Annotated in this window: 12 protein-coding genes and 1 tRNA gene; 11 read left to right on the forward strand and 2 right to left on the reverse strand. The window is 64.8% G+C overall.

Annotated features, from left to right (window positions below; genetic code table 11):
• The first annotated feature begins 4 nt into the window (after positions 1 to 4).
• The 3 genes from SNE34_RS00345 to ppnN all read left to right on the forward strand — a co-directional run bounded on the left by SNE34_RS00345 (position 5) and on the right by ppnN (position 5,526).
• On the forward strand, positions 5 to 604 hold the full coding sequence (locus SNE34_RS00345; RefSeq protein WP_332613658.1) for a YhgN family NAAT transporter: 600 nt from the start codon (positions 5 to 7) through the stop codon (positions 602 to 604).
• A 233-nt stretch (positions 605 to 837) separates the two neighbouring features.
• Positions 838 to 4,023: a TonB-dependent receptor gene (locus tag SNE34_RS00350; RefSeq protein WP_332613659.1), complete on the forward strand. Its 3,186-nt coding sequence runs from the start codon at positions 838 to 840 to the stop codon at positions 4,021 to 4,023.
• 120 nt (positions 4,024 to 4,143) lie between these two features.
• On the forward strand, positions 4,144 to 5,526 hold the full coding sequence (gene ppnN, locus SNE34_RS00355; RefSeq protein WP_332613660.1) for a nucleotide 5'-monophosphate nucleosidase PpnN: 1,383 nt from the start codon (positions 4,144 to 4,146) through the stop codon (positions 5,524 to 5,526).
• Between the two features lie 4 nt (positions 5,527 to 5,530).
• Here ppnN and SNE34_RS00360 read toward each other — a convergent pair whose 3' ends face one another.
• Positions 5,531 to 6,553 (reverse strand): sensor histidine kinase, encoded by a 1,023-nt coding sequence (locus tag SNE34_RS00360; protein WP_332613661.1) that lies wholly within the window; start codon positions 6,551 to 6,553, stop codon positions 5,531 to 5,533.
• 210 nt (positions 6,554 to 6,763) lie between these two features.
• Between SNE34_RS00360 and SNE34_RS00365 the strand changes: the two genes are divergently transcribed.
• From SNE34_RS00365 to SNE34_RS00395, 7 genes are all read left to right on the forward strand, one after another.
• A complete protein-coding gene (locus tag SNE34_RS00365; protein ID WP_332614584.1) occupies positions 6,764 to 7,327 on the forward strand; it encodes a GspH/FimT family pseudopilin in 564 nt (187 codons plus the stop codon).
• An 8-nt stretch (positions 7,328 to 7,335) separates the two neighbouring features.
• Positions 7,336 to 7,818 carry a type IV pilus modification protein PilV gene (gene pilV / locus SNE34_RS00370; protein WP_332613662.1) on the forward strand — a complete coding sequence of 161 codons (483 nt, stop codon included), beginning with the start codon at positions 7,336 to 7,338 and terminating at the stop codon, positions 7,816 to 7,818.
• Between the two features lie 49 nt (positions 7,819 to 7,867).
• The gene (locus SNE34_RS00375; protein WP_332613663.1) at positions 7,868 to 8,932 is read left to right on the forward strand and encodes a PilW family protein; all 1,065 of its coding nucleotides are present in this window, start codon (positions 7,868 to 7,870) and stop codon (positions 8,930 to 8,932) included.
• Positions 8,929 to 9,471: a pilus assembly PilX family protein gene (locus SNE34_RS00380; RefSeq protein WP_332613664.1), complete on the forward strand. Its 543-nt coding sequence runs from the start codon at positions 8,929 to 8,931 to the stop codon at positions 9,469 to 9,471. The genes SNE34_RS00375 and SNE34_RS00380 overlap by 4 nt, the downstream gene beginning before the upstream one ends.
• Positions 9,472 to 9,482: 11 nt before the next feature.
• Positions 9,483 to 12,971, forward strand: a complete 3,489-nt coding sequence (locus SNE34_RS00385; protein WP_332613665.1) for a PilC/PilY family type IV pilus protein — start codon at positions 9,483 to 9,485, stop codon at positions 12,969 to 12,971.
• 5 nt (positions 12,972 to 12,976) lie between these two features.
• Positions 12,977 to 13,393 (forward strand): type IV pilin protein, encoded by a 417-nt coding sequence (locus SNE34_RS00390; RefSeq protein WP_332613666.1) that lies wholly within the window; start codon positions 12,977 to 12,979, stop codon positions 13,391 to 13,393.
• A gap of 50 nt (positions 13,394 to 13,443) precedes the next feature.
• A tRNA-Asn gene (locus tag SNE34_RS00395) sits at positions 13,444 to 13,520 on the forward strand.
• A gap of 46 nt (positions 13,521 to 13,566) precedes the next feature.
• Here SNE34_RS00395 and SNE34_RS00400 read toward each other — a convergent pair.
• A complete protein-coding gene (locus SNE34_RS00400; RefSeq protein WP_332613667.1) occupies positions 13,567 to 14,103 on the reverse strand; it encodes a GspH/FimT family pseudopilin in 537 nt (178 codons plus the stop codon).
• A gap of 154 nt (positions 14,104 to 14,257) precedes the next feature.
• Between SNE34_RS00400 and uvrB the strand changes: the two genes are divergently transcribed.
• On the forward strand, positions 14,258 to 16,321 hold the full coding sequence (uvrB, locus tag SNE34_RS00405; RefSeq protein WP_332613668.1) for an excinuclease ABC subunit UvrB: 2,064 nt from the start codon (positions 14,258 to 14,260) through the stop codon (positions 16,319 to 16,321).
• The last annotated feature ends 17 nt before the right edge of the window (positions 16,322 to 16,338 follow it).

Genomic DNA, 16,338 nt, shown 5'->3' on the forward strand with positions numbered 1-16,338 from the left:
CCGCATGACCATCGCCTCCGCCGCGCTGCTGCTGTTCCTGATCCTGGATCCGCTGGGCAACATCCCGGTGTTCCTGAGCCTGCTGCGCAGCCTGCCGCCGCGGCGCCAGCGGATCGTGCTCGCGCGCGAACTGCTGATCGCGCTGGCGGTGCTGATGCTGTTCCTGTGGGGCGGCAAGTACGCGCTGGAGGTGATGCACCTGAGGCAGGAGTCGGTCTCGATCGCCGGCGGCATCGTGCTGTTCCTGATCGGCATCCGGATGATCTTCCCGCGGCCCGAGGGTCTGATGGGCGAGCTGCCGGACGGCGAGCCGTTCATCGTGCCGATGGCCATCCCGCTGGTCGCCGGCCCCTCGGGCATGGCCGCGGTGATGCTGATGGGCAGCGAGGACCCGACCCGGCTGATGGACTGGAGCCTGGCCCTGCTGCTGGCCTGGGGTGCGACCGCGGCGATCCTGTTCTGCGCGCCGATGCTCTACAAGCTGCTCGGCAGCCGCGCGCTGACCGCGGTCGAGCGGCTGATGGGCATGCTGCTGGTGGCGATCTCGGTGCAGATGTTCCTCGACGGCCTCGCGGCCTATCTGCAGCTGGGACCGGCGGGCTGACTCCATGTCACCGGCCTGTCATGTCCGACGGGCATGACGGTTGCCAAGCATTGCCGCACGGCCATCGAGGGCGTTCGCGCAGTCATGAAACGGTAAAACATCCGCAGTAGTATGCGCCGTGTTAATCTATCGTTAATCGGCAATTGCGCCGATTTGCCGTGTCTGCCTGTCCGATCTGCCCGGGCTTCCAGCCGATTCCCGGGCTCCCGTATTCCATGCCCGAGGCCATCGCAATGACCCACCCCAACCGTGTCCGGTTGTCCAAGCTCACCCTGGGACTGCTCGCAGTCCTCGCCACCGCGCCGGTATTCGCGCAGAGCACGTCCGCCGGCATCGGCGGGCAGGTTTTCGGTGCCGACGGCCAGCCGGTCGCGGGCGCCGAAGTGACCATCGTCCACACCGCTTCGGGCACGGTCAGCCGCGCCACCACCGATGCCAGCGGTCGTTACGACGCCCGCGGCCTGCGCGTCGGCGGTCCGTACACGGTCACCGTCAACAAGGCCGGCGCCGGCTCGGAAAGCCAGGACGGCGTGTACCTCAACCTCGATGAGGTCAACCAGGTCAACATCGCCCTCGACAACAGCGTGACCACGCTGGAGTCGGTGCAGGCGATTGCCGACTACACCGGCTCGGACGTGTTCAGTGCCAGCAAGATGGGCGCCGGCTCCAACGTGACCCGCGAGGAGATCGCCGCGTTCCCGTCGATCGAGCGCAACCTGCAGGATTACGCCCGCCTCGATCCGCGCGTGGTGCAGACCGACAAGTCGCGCAACGAGATCTCGGTCGGCGGCCAGAACCCGCGCTACAACGCGATCCGGGTCGACGGCATCAGCACCAACGACGCCTTCGGGCTGGAGTCCAACGGCCTGCCGACGCCGAAGCAGCCGTTCTCGATGGATGCGATCGAGGAGATCTCGGTCGACGTCGCCAATTACGACGTCACCATCACCGGCGGCGTTGGCGGCGTCATCAATGCGGTCACCAAGTCCGGCACCAACGAGTGGGAGGGTTCGGTCTACGGCCTGTACCGCGACAACTCGATGGTTCGCGAGAACGACAACGGCGAAGACTTCAACGGTTTCGAGGACGAGCAGACCTACGGCCTGACCGTCGGCGGTCCGATCGTCAAGGACAAGCTGTTCTTCTTCTTCAACTACGAGAAGTTCGAGCAGGGCGCGCCGTCGCCGTCGTACGGCCCGGTCGGTTCGGGTGCGTCGAACGTCGTCGACATCACCGCCGAGGACATCGCCCGCGTCCAGCAGATCGCCGAGGGCTACGGCTTCGATGCCGGCAGCTTCGGCGTGGCGGGCGCCGACACCACTGGCGAGGAGTACGGCCTCAAGATCGACTGGAACATCAGCGACCGCCACCGCGCCAACTTCCGCTACGGCACCTCCGACCAGAGCGTCGCCGAGTTCCCGGATTTCTTCGACGACGCGATCTCGCTGAGCACCCACGCCTACCAGCGTGACTACAGCTTCGACACCTACAACGGGCAGTTGTTCAGCGACTGGACCGACAACTTCAGCACCGAGGCCAAGCTCTCCTATCGCGAGTACTCGGCGGTGCGCAACCCGACCGCGCGGCTGCCGGAAATCGCGATCGACTTCGGCCCCAACACGCTGTTCCTCGGCACCGAGGAGAACACCCACGCCAACGTGCTCGAGACCGAGACCTGGAACGCGTTCTTCGCCGGCAACCTGTTCCTCGGCGACCACACCCTCAAGTTCGGCTTCGACTTCGAGGACAACGAGATCTACAACCTGTTCGGCCGCCGCACCAATGGCGTGTACGCGTTCGACAGCATCGAGGACTTCGAGGCCGGCGAGTCGAGCTTCTACCAGCTGTTCTATCCGACCGACGGCAACCTCGACAACATGGCCGCGATCTGGGGCATGCAGAACCTCGGCGTGTTCGTGCAGGACACCTGGGCGGTCAACTACAACCTGACCCTGACCTACGGCCTGCGCTACGACGTGCCGATGCTGAAGGACGACCCTGCCTACAACGCCTTCGCGTCCGAGACCTTCGGCTTCGACAACAGCGCCACCATCGACGGCAACGGCCTGTTCCAGCCGCGCGTGGGCTTCAACTACACCTTCGACAGCGACCGTCCGACCCAGTTGCGCGGCGGCTTCGGCCTGTTCCAGGGTGCAGCGGCCAATGTCTGGCTGTCCAACCCGTTCACCAATACCGGCCTGGGCTACGTCGACTACCGCTTCAGCAATGGCATCAGCGGCTTCAACGCCGATCCGTCGCAGCAGATCGGCCTGATCCCGCCGGGCTCGGAAGGCCGCACCCAGTCGGTCGACTTCATCGATCCGGACCTCGGCCAGCCGGCCATCTGGAAGGCCAACCTGGCGATCGACCACGAGCTGCCGTGGTGGGGCGTGGTCGGTGCCGCGGAGCTGGTGCTGGCCTCGGTCAAGGAAGGCATCTACTACCAGCACCTCAACCTGGGTGCGCCGACCGGCGTCGGCCAGGATGGTCGCCTGCTGTTCTGGAATGACGGCGGCTACGATCCGGCCAGCTGGAACGAGTTCGGCCAGACGGTCGACGATGCCGATGTCTCGTCGCGCGCCAACGACAACGGCGCCTTCAACGACGCGATCATCGCCCGTCCGACCAGCAAGGGCGGCTCGCAGCAGCTCACCCTGTCGCTCAACAAGCCGTTCAACCAGAGCGACTGGTCGTGGATGGCGGCCTACACCTACACCAATGCCGAGGAGGTCAGCCCGCTGACCAGCTCGACGTCCGGCTCGCAGTGGGGCAACAGCATCCGCTTCAATCCGAACGATGAAGTGGCCTCGACCTCCAGCTACGAGATCGAGAACCGCTTCACCGCCGCGCTGACCTGGAAGCACGCGTTCTTCGGCGACTACAACACCATGGTCGCCGGCTTCTACGAAGGCCGCACCGGTCGTCCGTACAGCTACACCTTCGACAACGACGCCAACGGCGACGGACGTTTCGGCAACGACCTGTTCTACATCCCGGCCGGTCCGGACGACGTGGTCTTCGCCAACGCCGAGGAAGAGGCCGCGTTCTGGGCCTTCATCGAGGGCAACTCCTACCTCAACGATCATCGCGGCCAGGTCGCCGAGCGCAACGCCGATACCTCCGAGTGGGTCAACCAGTTCGACATCCGCATTACCCAGGAGCTGCCGGGCTTCATGAGCGGCCACAAGTCCGAGGTCTGGCTCGACATCCTCAACGTCGGCAACCTGATCAACGAGGACTGGGGCCGGATCGAGGAAGTCGGTTTCCCGGGCGCGCGTGGCGTGGCCGAGTACGGCGGCATCGACCCGGCGACCGGCAAGTACGTCTACCGCTACAACGGTGCCGACGAACTGGACCTGTACGACGATCGCGGCATCTCGCGCTGGTCGCTGCAGGTCGGCTTCCGCTACAAGTTCTGATTGGCATGAAGCGCTGAAGACCTGAAAACGGCCGGGGCAACCCGGCCGTTTTTTTGTTCGCTCCTACAAGGGCTCGGCTCTGCGCTAGAGTCGACGGCAAAGAACAACAATGAGACCCGCATGACCGCCCCAGCCAACGCCACCCTGCCCACCATCGACACCCACATCTACCCGCGCGGTGGCCTCGACATCCTCTCGCGCGCGGAAGTCGCCGAACTCGCCGATGCCTCCGCCGGCGGCCTGCACGACCTGCTGCGGCGTTGCGCGCTGGCGGTGCTGACCAGCGGCAGCGCCAGCGACGACCCGCGGGCGGCGCAGGAGCTCTATCCCGATTTCGACATCCAGGTTCACCAGCAGGACCGTGGCGTCCGGATCGACCTGCACCACGCACCGGCGTTGGCGTTCGTCGACGGCCGGATCATCCGCGGCGTCGCCGAGTTGCTGGCGGCGGTGGTGCGCGACCTGGCCTACACCGCGATCGAACTCGGCGCCGATGGCGCCCGCGACCTGTCGAGCAGCGGCGGCATCACCGACGCGGTGTTCGGCCTGTTGCGCAACGCGCGGGTGCTGGAGCCGGCCGATCCCAACCTGGTCGTCTGCTGGGGCGGCCACTCGATCAACCGCGAGGAGTACATGTACACCAAGGAGGTCGGCTACCAGCTCGGCCTGCGCGGCCTCGACATCTGCACCGGCTGCGGGCCCGGCGCCATGAAAGGCCCGATGAAGGGCGCGACCATCGCCCATGCCAAGCAGCGCCATCGCCGCGGCCGCTACATCGGCGTGACCGAACCGGGCATCATCGCCGCCGAGTCGCCCAACCCGATCGTCAACCACCTGGTGATCATGCCGGACATCGAGAAGCGGCTCGAAGCCTTCGTCCGCCTCGGCCACGGCATCGTGGTGTTCCCCGGTGGCGTCGGCACCGCCGAGGAGATCCTGTACCTGCTCGGCATCCTGTTGCGCGAGGAGAACGCCGGCGTGCCGTTCCCGCTGGTGCTGACCGGGCCGACCGCCTCGGCGCCCTACTTCGAGCAGATCGACAAGTTCATCCGCCTGACCCTGGGCGAGGCGGCGACCGCCCGCTATACCATCATCACCGGCGACCCGGTCGAGGTCGCCCAGCGGATGGCGGTCGGCGTGGGCAAGGTGCGCGAGCATCGCCTCGCCCAGCGCGATTCGTTTTTCTTCAACTGGTCGATCAACATCCCGCTGGAATACCAGCGCCCGTTCGTGCCCAGCCACGAGGCGATGGCCGCACTCGACCTGCACCAGGGGCGCAAGCCGCATGAGTTGGCCGCCGACCTGCGCCGCGCGTTCTCGGGAATCGTCGCCGGCAACGTCAAGGAGGACGGCATGCGCCGGATCGAGCAGTTCGGCCCGTTCGAGATCCACGGCGACCCGGAGATGATGGCCTCGCTCGACGCCCTGCTGCGCGCCTTCGTGGAGCAGCGGCGGATGAAGATCGCCGGTGACTACAAACCCTGTTATCGCGTGGTGGCGTAGCGGCTCAAGCCCCGATCGGCAATCGCACCGTTGCGATGAACCGCCCCTCCAGCACCTGTGTCTGCACGCTGCCGCGGCCACCGGTCAACGCCTCGATCCGTACCTGCGAGGCGTTCAAACCGACTTGGTGTCCCGCGACCGCCGCCCCGCCGGGCCGTGGCAGCGGATTGCTGATGCGCACGACCACCGTGTCCGGCGTGGTGCTGACCGCGACTTCGATTTCGCCATTCGGCATCCGCTCGACCCCGTGGCGGATCGCGTTCTCGACCAGCGGCTGGATCGACAGCGCCGGCACCGTCACCGCCGGCAGCTCGCGCGGCAGTTCCCAGCGCACCTGCAGGCGATCGCCGAAGCGCAGCGCCTCGATCTCCAGGTAGCGGCGCGCCAGCGACAGCTCGTCTTCCAGCGAAATCTGCCTGGGCCCGGCCAGCGCAGCGCGGAACAGATCGGCCAGGTCCAGCAGCAGGCGCTCGGCCTCCTCCGGTCGCTGGTGCACCAGTGCCGCCCCGGTGTTGAGGGTGTTGAAAAGGAAGTGCGGGCGGATGCGGGCCTGGAGAGCCTGCAGCTCCGACTGCTTGGCGCGCACCGCGTGCAGGCGGCCGCGCCAGTGGTTCTGGAAGGCGGCCAGGCCGAGGAACCCGACCGCGAGGACGATCCCGGTCAGGCGCAGCACCAACGCCGACCATTCCGGCTCGGTCATCGGCCAAACCCCACGCATCAATAGCCAGACCAGGCCCAACACCAGCCAGGTGTTGACCAGCAGCAATCCCAGCGCGAGATAGGTCAACCTCTGAGGCCTCATGCCCTGCAGTGCCCGGCGGAACAGGTACAGCGACCCCAGGGTCAGCAGCGCGACCCACTGGATGACCAGCGAAGCCAGCCCGAAGTAGATCCAGCGGTCGATGGAGACTCCCGGGGCGAGGGCCAGCACTATCGCCAGGCACTCGCCGGCCAGCAGCACCCAGATGATCGCGGGGGCCTGCCAAAGAGCGTCCAGCGGTCGGGGTGTCTTGTCGATCTCGAGCATGGATGGGGCAGGGAAGGCAATGGAGACTGCATCATGCCTGCCGCTGGCCCGACTGGCAGCCCAGCCGCCGTTCAACCTGTCCCCGCTGCCGCCCATCGGCGCTTGCTGGCGATTGCTGCGGTACGCGTCTAACGTGTTGGCTCGGATCATCCCGGGGAGGGGACGATGCAATCTGTCGTAAACCGGCCACACCCGGCCGCAAGCCGTTCCATGGCGGTGAGGTGGCGGGGCTTTACCCTGGTGGAGCTGATGATCACTGTGGCCGTATTGGCTATCGTCGTGACCCTGGCGGCGCCCAGCTTCTCCGATCTGATCAACCGCAACCGTCTAACTGCCGCGGCCAACGAGGTCGTGGGTGCCCTGCAGACTGCACGGATGGAAGCGGTGCGCCGCAATACCCGGGTCGTGCTCTGCCCCAGTACCGATGGAACCAGTTGCAGCGGGGCGGACTGGCAGCGGCTGATCGCGTTTTCCGATGCTGATGGCGACGTCACGGTCGACGCCGATGACGACGAGATCATTCGCGACATGACCGTTTCGACCGGCGGCATCGTGGTCAATCCCAGCAGCAATACCGCAACCAACCAGCGCATCAGCTTCGGGGCCAGCGGGTTGGCCCGCGTGGGTGCCGGCGTTGCGCGCGAAGGCGGCCTGTCGGTGTGCTCGGACCGGCTGGATGCGGCCGAGAACACCCGCGATGTGGTCGTAGCCGTCAGTCGCGTCAGCGTCACCACACGTAATGGCAGCGATGCCTGCAGCGCAAGGACCGACTGAGGACTCCGATGAAGAACTTTCCCACCCCTGGTTCCGGCAGGAATCGCCAAGCCGGCAGTTCCCTGCTCGAAGTGTTGATCGCCGTGCTGATCCTGGCGGTCGGCATGCTCGGCATGGCGGCGCTGCAAGCGGTGACCCTCAAGAACAGCAATAGCTCGGCTGCGCGCTCGCAGGCGGTGATGCAATCGTATTCGCTGCTTGATCGACTGCGGCTGAACCGCGAACTGGCCATGAGCGGTGGCTTCAACGTCACCGGTTGGACCTGTGCCGCCGCGGCCGCGGACCCCGATGGCCCGGCCGACGATACCGATTACTCGGTCTTCAACGGTTGGCTGCAGGAAGTGCAAGGAGTGCTTGGGAGCAGTGCCTGCGGTCGCGTCCAATGCAGCGCTGCTGAATGCACCGTGGGGGTGCGTTGGGACGACACGCGCGCGACCGGCGACCCGCAGGACACCGAACCACTCGAAATCGAAACCACTACCGGGCTCTGACATGACGACTTCCCCAAACCGGCGACGGTCCGGATACGCCAGCCCCTACTTGGCCCGCGGCCTGTCGCTGATCGAACTGATGATCGCGCTGCTGCTCGGCTTGGTGGTGACCGCCGCGGCCGGCGGCATGCTGTTGGCCAACAAGCGGGTCTACGCATCGACCGCGACCCTGAATCGCATCCAGGAAAATACCCGGGTGTCGTTCGAGCTCATGTCCCGCGACCTGCGTGAGGCAGGCGGCAACCCGTGCGGTGGAGCCATTCCGATCATCAGTCAGCTGGAGTCCGGCGATAACAGCTGGTGGACCCAGTATGCCGATGGGCTCCATGGCTATGACGGTGATGCGCCCGGTACTACAACGGGTTCGGGAACGGCCCAGCGGGTCGCCGGAACCGACGCGATCGATCTGCATATGGCCAACAACGGCGATATCCGTGTGACCGACCATCAGAATCCCAGCGCCGTTCTGAATGTAACTACGACCGCCGGACTTTCCGATGGTGACATCCTGATGGTCTGCAATAACTCGTTTGCAATGGTGTTTCAGGCTAGCAATATCTCCGGCACCGGAATGAAAATTGGGCATAACGGTGGCAGTGGCACCGGCAACTGCAGTCAGGAGTTTCAGTACGAGCGCAACTGTACTTCTGGCGCCAGCGGCGACAAGGGATATTGTTTCCTGGTTCCGGAAGACAAGTCGGTCAATCCAAACTGTGAAAAGCACAGCCGTTCCCCTGCAACGGTGGTCCAGGTTCAGAGCTTCAGGTGGTATATCGGCAACAATGCCCGTGGTGGAACTTCGTTGTACCGCGCGAGCCTGATCAACGAAACGGGTGCGTTGGTTCCAACTATTGCTGACACGGTCGAGATCGCCGAAGGCGTCAGCGGCATGAACCTTTTGTATCGCGCCAACGGCGCCGCCAACTTCGTTACTGCAACTGCCATTACTGCTGCCAATAGCTGGGGCGCGGTAAACGCGGTGCAGGTCGGTCTGACTGTCGAGGGCGCCGAAGGCGCACTGAAGGGCGGTTATCTCGACGGCACCGATGGCAACGCCCTCTCGCGCCAACTGACCCATGTCGTGGCCCTTCGCAACAAGGAGGGTGTGCTGTGAATCGAACCGTCCGGCTTCCGCCCCCTTCCCAAACCCAGCGAGGCGTTGCGCTGATCGTTGTCCTGTTACTGCTGCTGGTGGTGACCTTGCTTGGTCTGGCTTCGATGCGTGGCACGTTGCTGCAAGAGCGCATGGCCGGCAACGTGCTCGCGCGCGGGCAAGCCTTCCAAGCCGCCGAATCCGCGCTGCGCGTAGCGGAGGCCTACGCCGCCACCAAACCGGTGGTTCCGGGTGACGGCTGCTCAGGGGGCGTGTGCGCCATGCCCGGGGCTGCCGAAGCGCCGCCATGGCAAGCTGCCGGGTTCTGGGACACCGCCGCCAATTACCGCCGCGCTAGCGCGGCCGGTGTCAGCCCCGTACTCAAATACGTGGTCGAGGATTACGGGCAATCGGAGTCGGACGACTGTACCGGCAGCATCGACATGTCTTCTTCGCCCTGCGCCAATGCCAAGCAGGTCTACCGCATTACCGTGCTCAGCCAGGCGACCAACGGCGCCGAAGTGATGTTGCAGTCCACCTTTGAAGTGCCAGTGCCATGAGAACCTTTCCCATGAAGCGTCAACCCTCCCTCAATCCGGCATTCGGCCTGCGCGCGGTTTGCGCTACGTTCGTGGCAACGCTGATGGCGCTTCCGGTCAGTGCCGCGACAAGCTTCCCGGACTATCCGTTGCAAACGGGCGTTGGCTCGGTTCCGCCGAACATCATGTTCATCCTCGATAATTCGGGATCGATGGCATTGATTTCGATGCCGACGACCACCGAGGACTTTGACGTCCAGCCCGCCGACTATTCCGGAACCGGTACTGGCGCGACCCGCAGCGGATTGCGTGACGATCCCCACGATCGGTCCTATTTGAACAACGCCGTCTACTACGATCCTGGCACGCCCTACCTGCCCTGGATGACTGCCGATGGAGTCACTCGCATGACCGGCGGTCAGGATGTCTCTGCCGTCTACAGCAACTGGAACCTAGCGGACGCCGCCGCGGGCACACGTGATCTGCGAGGCAACGACGAGTCAATCTTCTACGTGCCGAAGGTCGGCGTGACGGCGTCCACCAACCCGGCCGACTTCGATCGCTACCGGGTCAATGTCAGCGGAGTCGTGGTTGGCCGTGCCGGCACCCAAATTTCCGGATTTCCGCGAGGTCCGCTGGATTCGTCCATGGATCCGTACACGGAGCGCTCCTTCACGATAGCGGTGCCTTCCGGTGCGGCCGGACTGGAAGTCTTCACCATTGGCGGCCAAAATGATGTGGACCTCAACCTAATCGGTCCCGACGGCGTCGAGCGATGCAGTTCCAGCAACGGTTGGAACCGTGAGTCTTGCGTGATCAGCTATCCGCAAGCCGGAAACTGGACCGCCCAGGTGTACCGGGACAACGGCAACAATTTTTCGAATGTGAGTCTTGGCGCCTACTTGGAGGTGGAAAAAACACCTACGGGGCGCTCCCAGGCCGACGAGCTGAAGAATATTGCCACTTGGTACTCCTATTTCCGTAGTCGCATGAAAACCGCCAAGGCCGGCGCCTCGGAGGCGTTTGCGGGCCTCAGCAAGAACTATCGTGTCGGCTATACGCCCATCAACGGACGCTCGGATGACCTTGATGTCGATGGCACCGGTGCCATCATTCCAGTCGGCAGCAATGATGGACTGTTTGAAAGTACCAACAAGAACGATTGGTTCAGTAGTGTCCATGGCGAAGTAGTGCAGAACGGTTCAACGCCGCTGCGCAGCGCCCTCAATGACGTTGGCGACTACTTCAAACGCACCGATGCGAACGGGCCCTGGGGTCCGCAGGAAAGCGCGGATCAGCTGTCATGCAGGCAGAACTTCGCGATCCTGACGACGGATGGCTACTGGAACGACAGCAGGGATTCAACTTTTGGAATGGGAGACGAAGACGGCGACGGCCACCAGGTCACCTTGGCTGACGTGGCTGCCCACTATTACGAGACCGACCTGCGCGACGACCTGACCGACAATGTGCCGGGCTCCGCGTCGGACACCGCCGACTGGCAACACATGGTGACCTTCGGCATCTCGATCGGCCTGAATGGCACCCTGGCACGGACCGACCCCCCGCCGGCATCCAATGCTGCGGTATGGCCCGATCCGATGGACAACGAGAATGCCGAGCGAATCGACGACCTCTGGCATGCCGCGGTCAACGGCCATGGCAACTTTATCGCCGCTGCCAACGCCAAGGCCTTTGCTACCGGACTCAAGGAAGCGCTGGGCACCATCACCAGTCGTAGGGCTTCCGGCTCGAACGTGACCTCGAACGGCCCGCAACTGAATGCAGGTTCCAGGATCTTCCAGGCGACCTTTACTTCGGGCGAGTGGTCCGGTGATGTCCAAGGCATCAGCATCGCGACCGGCGATATCGCCGACTCGGCCGCCTGGAGCGCGGCGGCGGTGGCAAATGCAGCCCCCAGCGACTTCCTGGCTCGCGGTGTCTACACCTGGAACGGTTCGGACGGCGTCGACTTCCCCACGGCCGCGCAGGAGGGTGCGCTCGCGCGCACCGGCGGCACGTCACCGGTGACAGGCGCCGACAATGCGGCCTATCTCAAGGGCGACCGTTCGGACGAAATTGCCCATGGCGGCGAGCTGCGTAACCGGACCTCGCCGATTGGCGACATCGTCAATTCCTCGCCGTTCTACTCGGAGGAGGCGGCGGCACTGTTCATCGGCGCCAACGACGGTATGTTGCACGCCATCAACAGCGCCGCCGGCACGGTCGAGTTTTCGTATGTCCCGGCGGGACTGGATTTCGCGGCGCTCGCGACCCTCAGCGATCCTGAATACCAGCACAGGTTCTTCGTGGACGGCGGTATCGATGTCACCACGCGCGCGCAGGGAAACAACAAGAACATCCTCGTGGCGTCGCTGGGGCGGGGTGGAAAGGGAGTGTTTGCGTTGGACGTGACCGACCCGGCGAACTTCGATCCGGGCGATGACGTGCTGTGGGATCGCACCGGCGCCGTCGACGATGACATGGGATATGTGCTTGGGGCGCCTCTGGTCCGCAAAAGCCACGCCAGCGGTGCAACGCTGGCGTTCGTGGGTAACGGCATTGAGAGCGTCAATGGCAGCTCGACCTTGTTCATCTACAACGCGGAGACCGGCGCCCTCGTCAAGGAAATCCTGGTGGATGCGACTGGCGGCGGACTGGCGCCGCCGCGTGCGGCCGACACAAATCTGGACGGCGTCGCCGACGTCATATATGCGGGTGACCTCAAAGGCAGTCTGTGGAAGTTCGACATTACCGGTAACACAAACAAGTGGGTTGGCGAGAAGTTCTTCACTGCGGTTGACGACGGTGGCAAAGCCCAGCCGATTACCGCCGCAGTGGCACTCGCCCGCGAGCCCGTCACCGATCGGATCTTCGTGCTGTTCGGCACGGGGAAGTACATTTCCGCCGGCGACGTGACCGATCAGTCCACCCAGACTCTGTACGCTCTGATCGACGCTGGCTCGCCGATTTCCGGGCGCAACGCATTGCACGAGCGGACCATTCCCTACACCGGTGTCGATTCGCTGGGACGGGACGCGCGCGCGTGGGAGTCGTACTCGTTGCTCCCGGCGGACGCAGAGGGCTGGTTCGTGGACTTGGGTATCCCCAAACCCGGTGAGCGGGTGGTGACGGCTCCCGTCATGCGTTCGCGCGCGCTGTGGTTCTCCAGCATCATCCCGCAGGCAGGTAGTGGCTGCGACTCCGGCGGTACCGGATACCTGAACGCACTGGACGCCTTTACCGGAACCAATCCGCAGATCGGCAGCGGGACCGGCACCTACATCGATGTCGATGGCGACGGCCAGGGCGACGACAGGCTGAACGGCACAACCGGTGACACCGAAGCTGGGTTCATTACCTCGGTCGACCTGGGTATCGGAATGATCGGCCAAGCCACGGGCGTTGGCGGTGGCATGTATGCCTGCGGCAGTGAGGCCGAATGCGGATACGTCCCGACGCCGCCGGACGGATCGGGTGCCAAGCGTCTGGGTTGGCGCGAGCTGTACGACAGGAACTGATGATGATGAACACTCAGCAACGCACGGCCGGCTTCACCCTGATCGAACTGATGATCACGGTGGCGATCGTCGCCATCCTGGCGGCCATCGCCTACCCGAGCTACCAGAACCACATCACCAAGACGCGGCGGGGCGCAGGGGCAGCGTGCCTGATGGAGGCTGCGCAATTCATGGAGCGCTACTACACGACCAAGTTGACGTACAAGGACGCCGCGCTCCCGGCCACGCAATGCTCGAACGAGGTCGAAGATCACTACGCCATTGAGTTGGTGGGTACCCCTGATGGCGACAGCTACGTGATCCAGGCGGACCCCCAGGGCGGACAGGACACCAACGACACAAAGTGCGGCACTCTGTCGATCAACCAGGCCGGTACCAAGAGCGAAACAGGCTCTGCCGGCGACGCCTCCGAATGCTGGTGAGGCCGGTTGGGCTTGACCGCAGGTTCAGGCGGATTACAATGCGCGTCCCCGCCCGAATAGCTCAGCTGGTTAGAGCACTTGACTGTTAATCAGGGGGTCGTTGGTTCGAGTCCAACTTCGGGCGCCAGGTTCTTGAGAAGGCTCGCAGCGATGCGGGCCTTCTTTTTGCTTGCTCACAGCGGGTAGGGGCAGGGCTTGGCCTCCTCAAAGCGCTCACTGCGCGGCCTTCCGCCGTTGTTGACCACCACCTTGCCCAGCAACCTCGCGGGTTCGCGCGAGCACAAGCGGATGCTCAGGTTGCTGCCATAGGCCCAGCCGTTGGGGGTGAATCGCACCAAAGTGCGGCCTTGGGTGCTGCGTAGCGCCAAGCTGGCGCCCACGCCATCGATCCGCTGCAGCACCGCATTCGGGGCGGCTGGCTGGCCTGTACGGTCGGGATCTGAGAAGACAATCCAGCCTCCGTCCCAGCTCGTGTCGTCCTCGCAGCTCGATCCGTTCGTGCTCGGGCATACGCCGACAGCCTCGCCGCGCTTGACCGCGCCCAGTCGGGCGATTGCCAGCGAGCTCGTCAGCAGGTGATAGGCGGTGGCGGCCCGGGCGCGCTGCTGCAGGCCGGCGAACGCGGGCACGCCAATGGTCAGCGTGATCACCAGTACGGCCAGCGCCGTCATCAGTTCGATCAAGGTGAAACCACTGGCTTGCTGCTTCACAGGCCGACTCCATTCGGGGAGCCCGCAGCGTCGCGCATGGTTGAATGAACCGTTATCGGTACAGTCCCATGGGCGGGGTAGGGAAACACCGTGCCAACCCCCATTACGTGGGCGTCCTACACTGGCGGTTTCGCGGCCCCACGCTCCGACCCACATGAACGACGACAGCCACATCCCCGCATCGCCGACCGAAAGTCGGCTCCAAAAAGGCGTGTTCGAGCTGGTCTCGCCTTACTCCCCGGCGGGCGACCAGCCGCAGGCGATCGCCAAGCTGATCGAGGGGTTCGAGAACGGCCTGGCGCACCAGACGCTGCTCGGGGTGACCGGCTCGGGCAAGACCTACACCATCGCCAACGTGATCCAGGCGGTGCAGAAGCCGACCCTGGTGATGGCGCCCAACAAGACCTTGGCGGCGCAGCTGTACGGCGAGTTCAAGTCGTTCTTCCCGCACAACGCGGTCGAGTACTTCGTCAGCTATTACGACTACTACCAGCCCGAGGCCTACGTGGCCTCGTCGGACACGTTCATCGAGAAGGACAGCTCGGTCAACGAACACATCGAGCAGATGCGGCTGTCGGCGACCAAGGCGCTGCTGGAGCGCCGCGACGCGATCATCGTCTGCACGGTGTCGGCGATCTACGGCCTCGGCGACCCCAACGAATATTTCCGGATGGTACTGCACATGGTCCGCGGCGAGCGCATCGACCAGCGCGAGCTGATCCGCCGGCTGACCGAGATGCAGTACGTGCGCAACGACACCGAGCTGCGTCGCGGCACCTATCGGGTGCGCGGCGAGGTGATCGACGTGCACCCGGCCGAGTCGGAGATGGAGGCGGTGCGGATCGAGCTGTTCGACGGCGAGATCGAGGCGGTCACCGCGTTCGACCCGCTGACCGGCGAGACCCTGCGCAAGCTGCCGCGCTACACGATCTATCCGAAGTCGCACTACGTCACCACGCGCCGCACGGTGCTCGACGCGGTCAAGGAGATCAAGGAGGAGCTGCGGGTCCGGCTCGAGCAGCTGTACGCGCAGAACAAGCTGGTGGAGGCGCAGCGGCTGGCCCAGCGCACCCAGTTCGACCTGGAGATGCTGGCCGAGGTCGGCTACTGCAACGGCGTCGAGAACTACAGCCGCCACCTGACCGGCCACATGCCGGGCGAGCCGCCGCCGTGCCTGTTCGACTACCTGCCGCCGGATGCGCTGCTGGTGCTCGACGAGTCGCACGTGACCGTCCCGCAGATCGGCGCGATGTACAAGGGCGACCGCTCGCGCAAGGAGACCCTGGTCGAGTTCGGCTTCCGGCTGCCGTCGGCGCTGGACAACCGGCCGCTGAAGTTCGAGGAGTGGGAAGGGCGCTCGCCGCGTTCGATCTTCGTCTCGGCCACGCCGCGGGACTACGAGATGCAGAAGTCCGAAGGGCAGGTCACCGAACTGGTGGTGCGGCCGACCGGCCTGATCGACCCGGAGGTCGAGATCCGCCCGGTCGGGACCCAGGTCGACGATGTGCTGGGCGAGATCAACAAGCGCGTCGCGCTCGGCGACCGCGTGCTGATCACCACCCTGACCAAGCGCATGGCCGAGAACCTGACCGAGTACCTCGGCGAGCACGGCGTGCGGGTGCGCTACCTGCACTCCGACATCGACACCGTCGAGCGGGTCGAGATCATCCGCGACCTGCGGCTGGGCAAGTTCGACGTGCTGGTCGGCATCAACCTGTTGCGCGAGGGCCTGGACATGCCCGAGGTGTCTCTGGTGGCGATCCTCGACGCCGACAAGGAGGGCTTCCTGCGCTCGACCGGCTCGCTGATCCAGACCATCGGCCGCGCCGCCCGCAATGTCCGCGGCAAGGCGATCCTGTATGCCGACAAGGTCACCAAGTCGATGCAGGCCGCGATCGACGAGACCGACCGCCGCCGGGCCAAGCAGGTCGAGTACAACGCCGAACACGGCATTACCCCGCAGTCGGTGGTGCGCGCGGTGGTCGACATCATGGAAGGCGCACGGGTCGATCCGGATGCGCTGAAGGGCCGCAACCGTGCCCGGCAGGTCGCCGAAGAGGCCGCCGAGTACGCCGCGCTGAGCCCGGGTCAGCTGGCGGCGAAAATCAAGAAGCTGGAACAGAAGATGTACCAGCACGCCCGCGACCTCGAGTTCGAGCAGGCCGCCGCCGCCCGCGACGAGCTGCACCGGCTGAAGGAGCAGGGCTTCGGCGCTTGACGTACGCTGACCTATTG

Origin of the sequence: Novilysobacter erysipheiresistens, assembly GCF_036663935.1 — a bacterium.
Lineage (GTDB): Bacteria > Pseudomonadota > Gammaproteobacteria > Xanthomonadales > Xanthomonadaceae > Novilysobacter > Novilysobacter erysipheiresistens.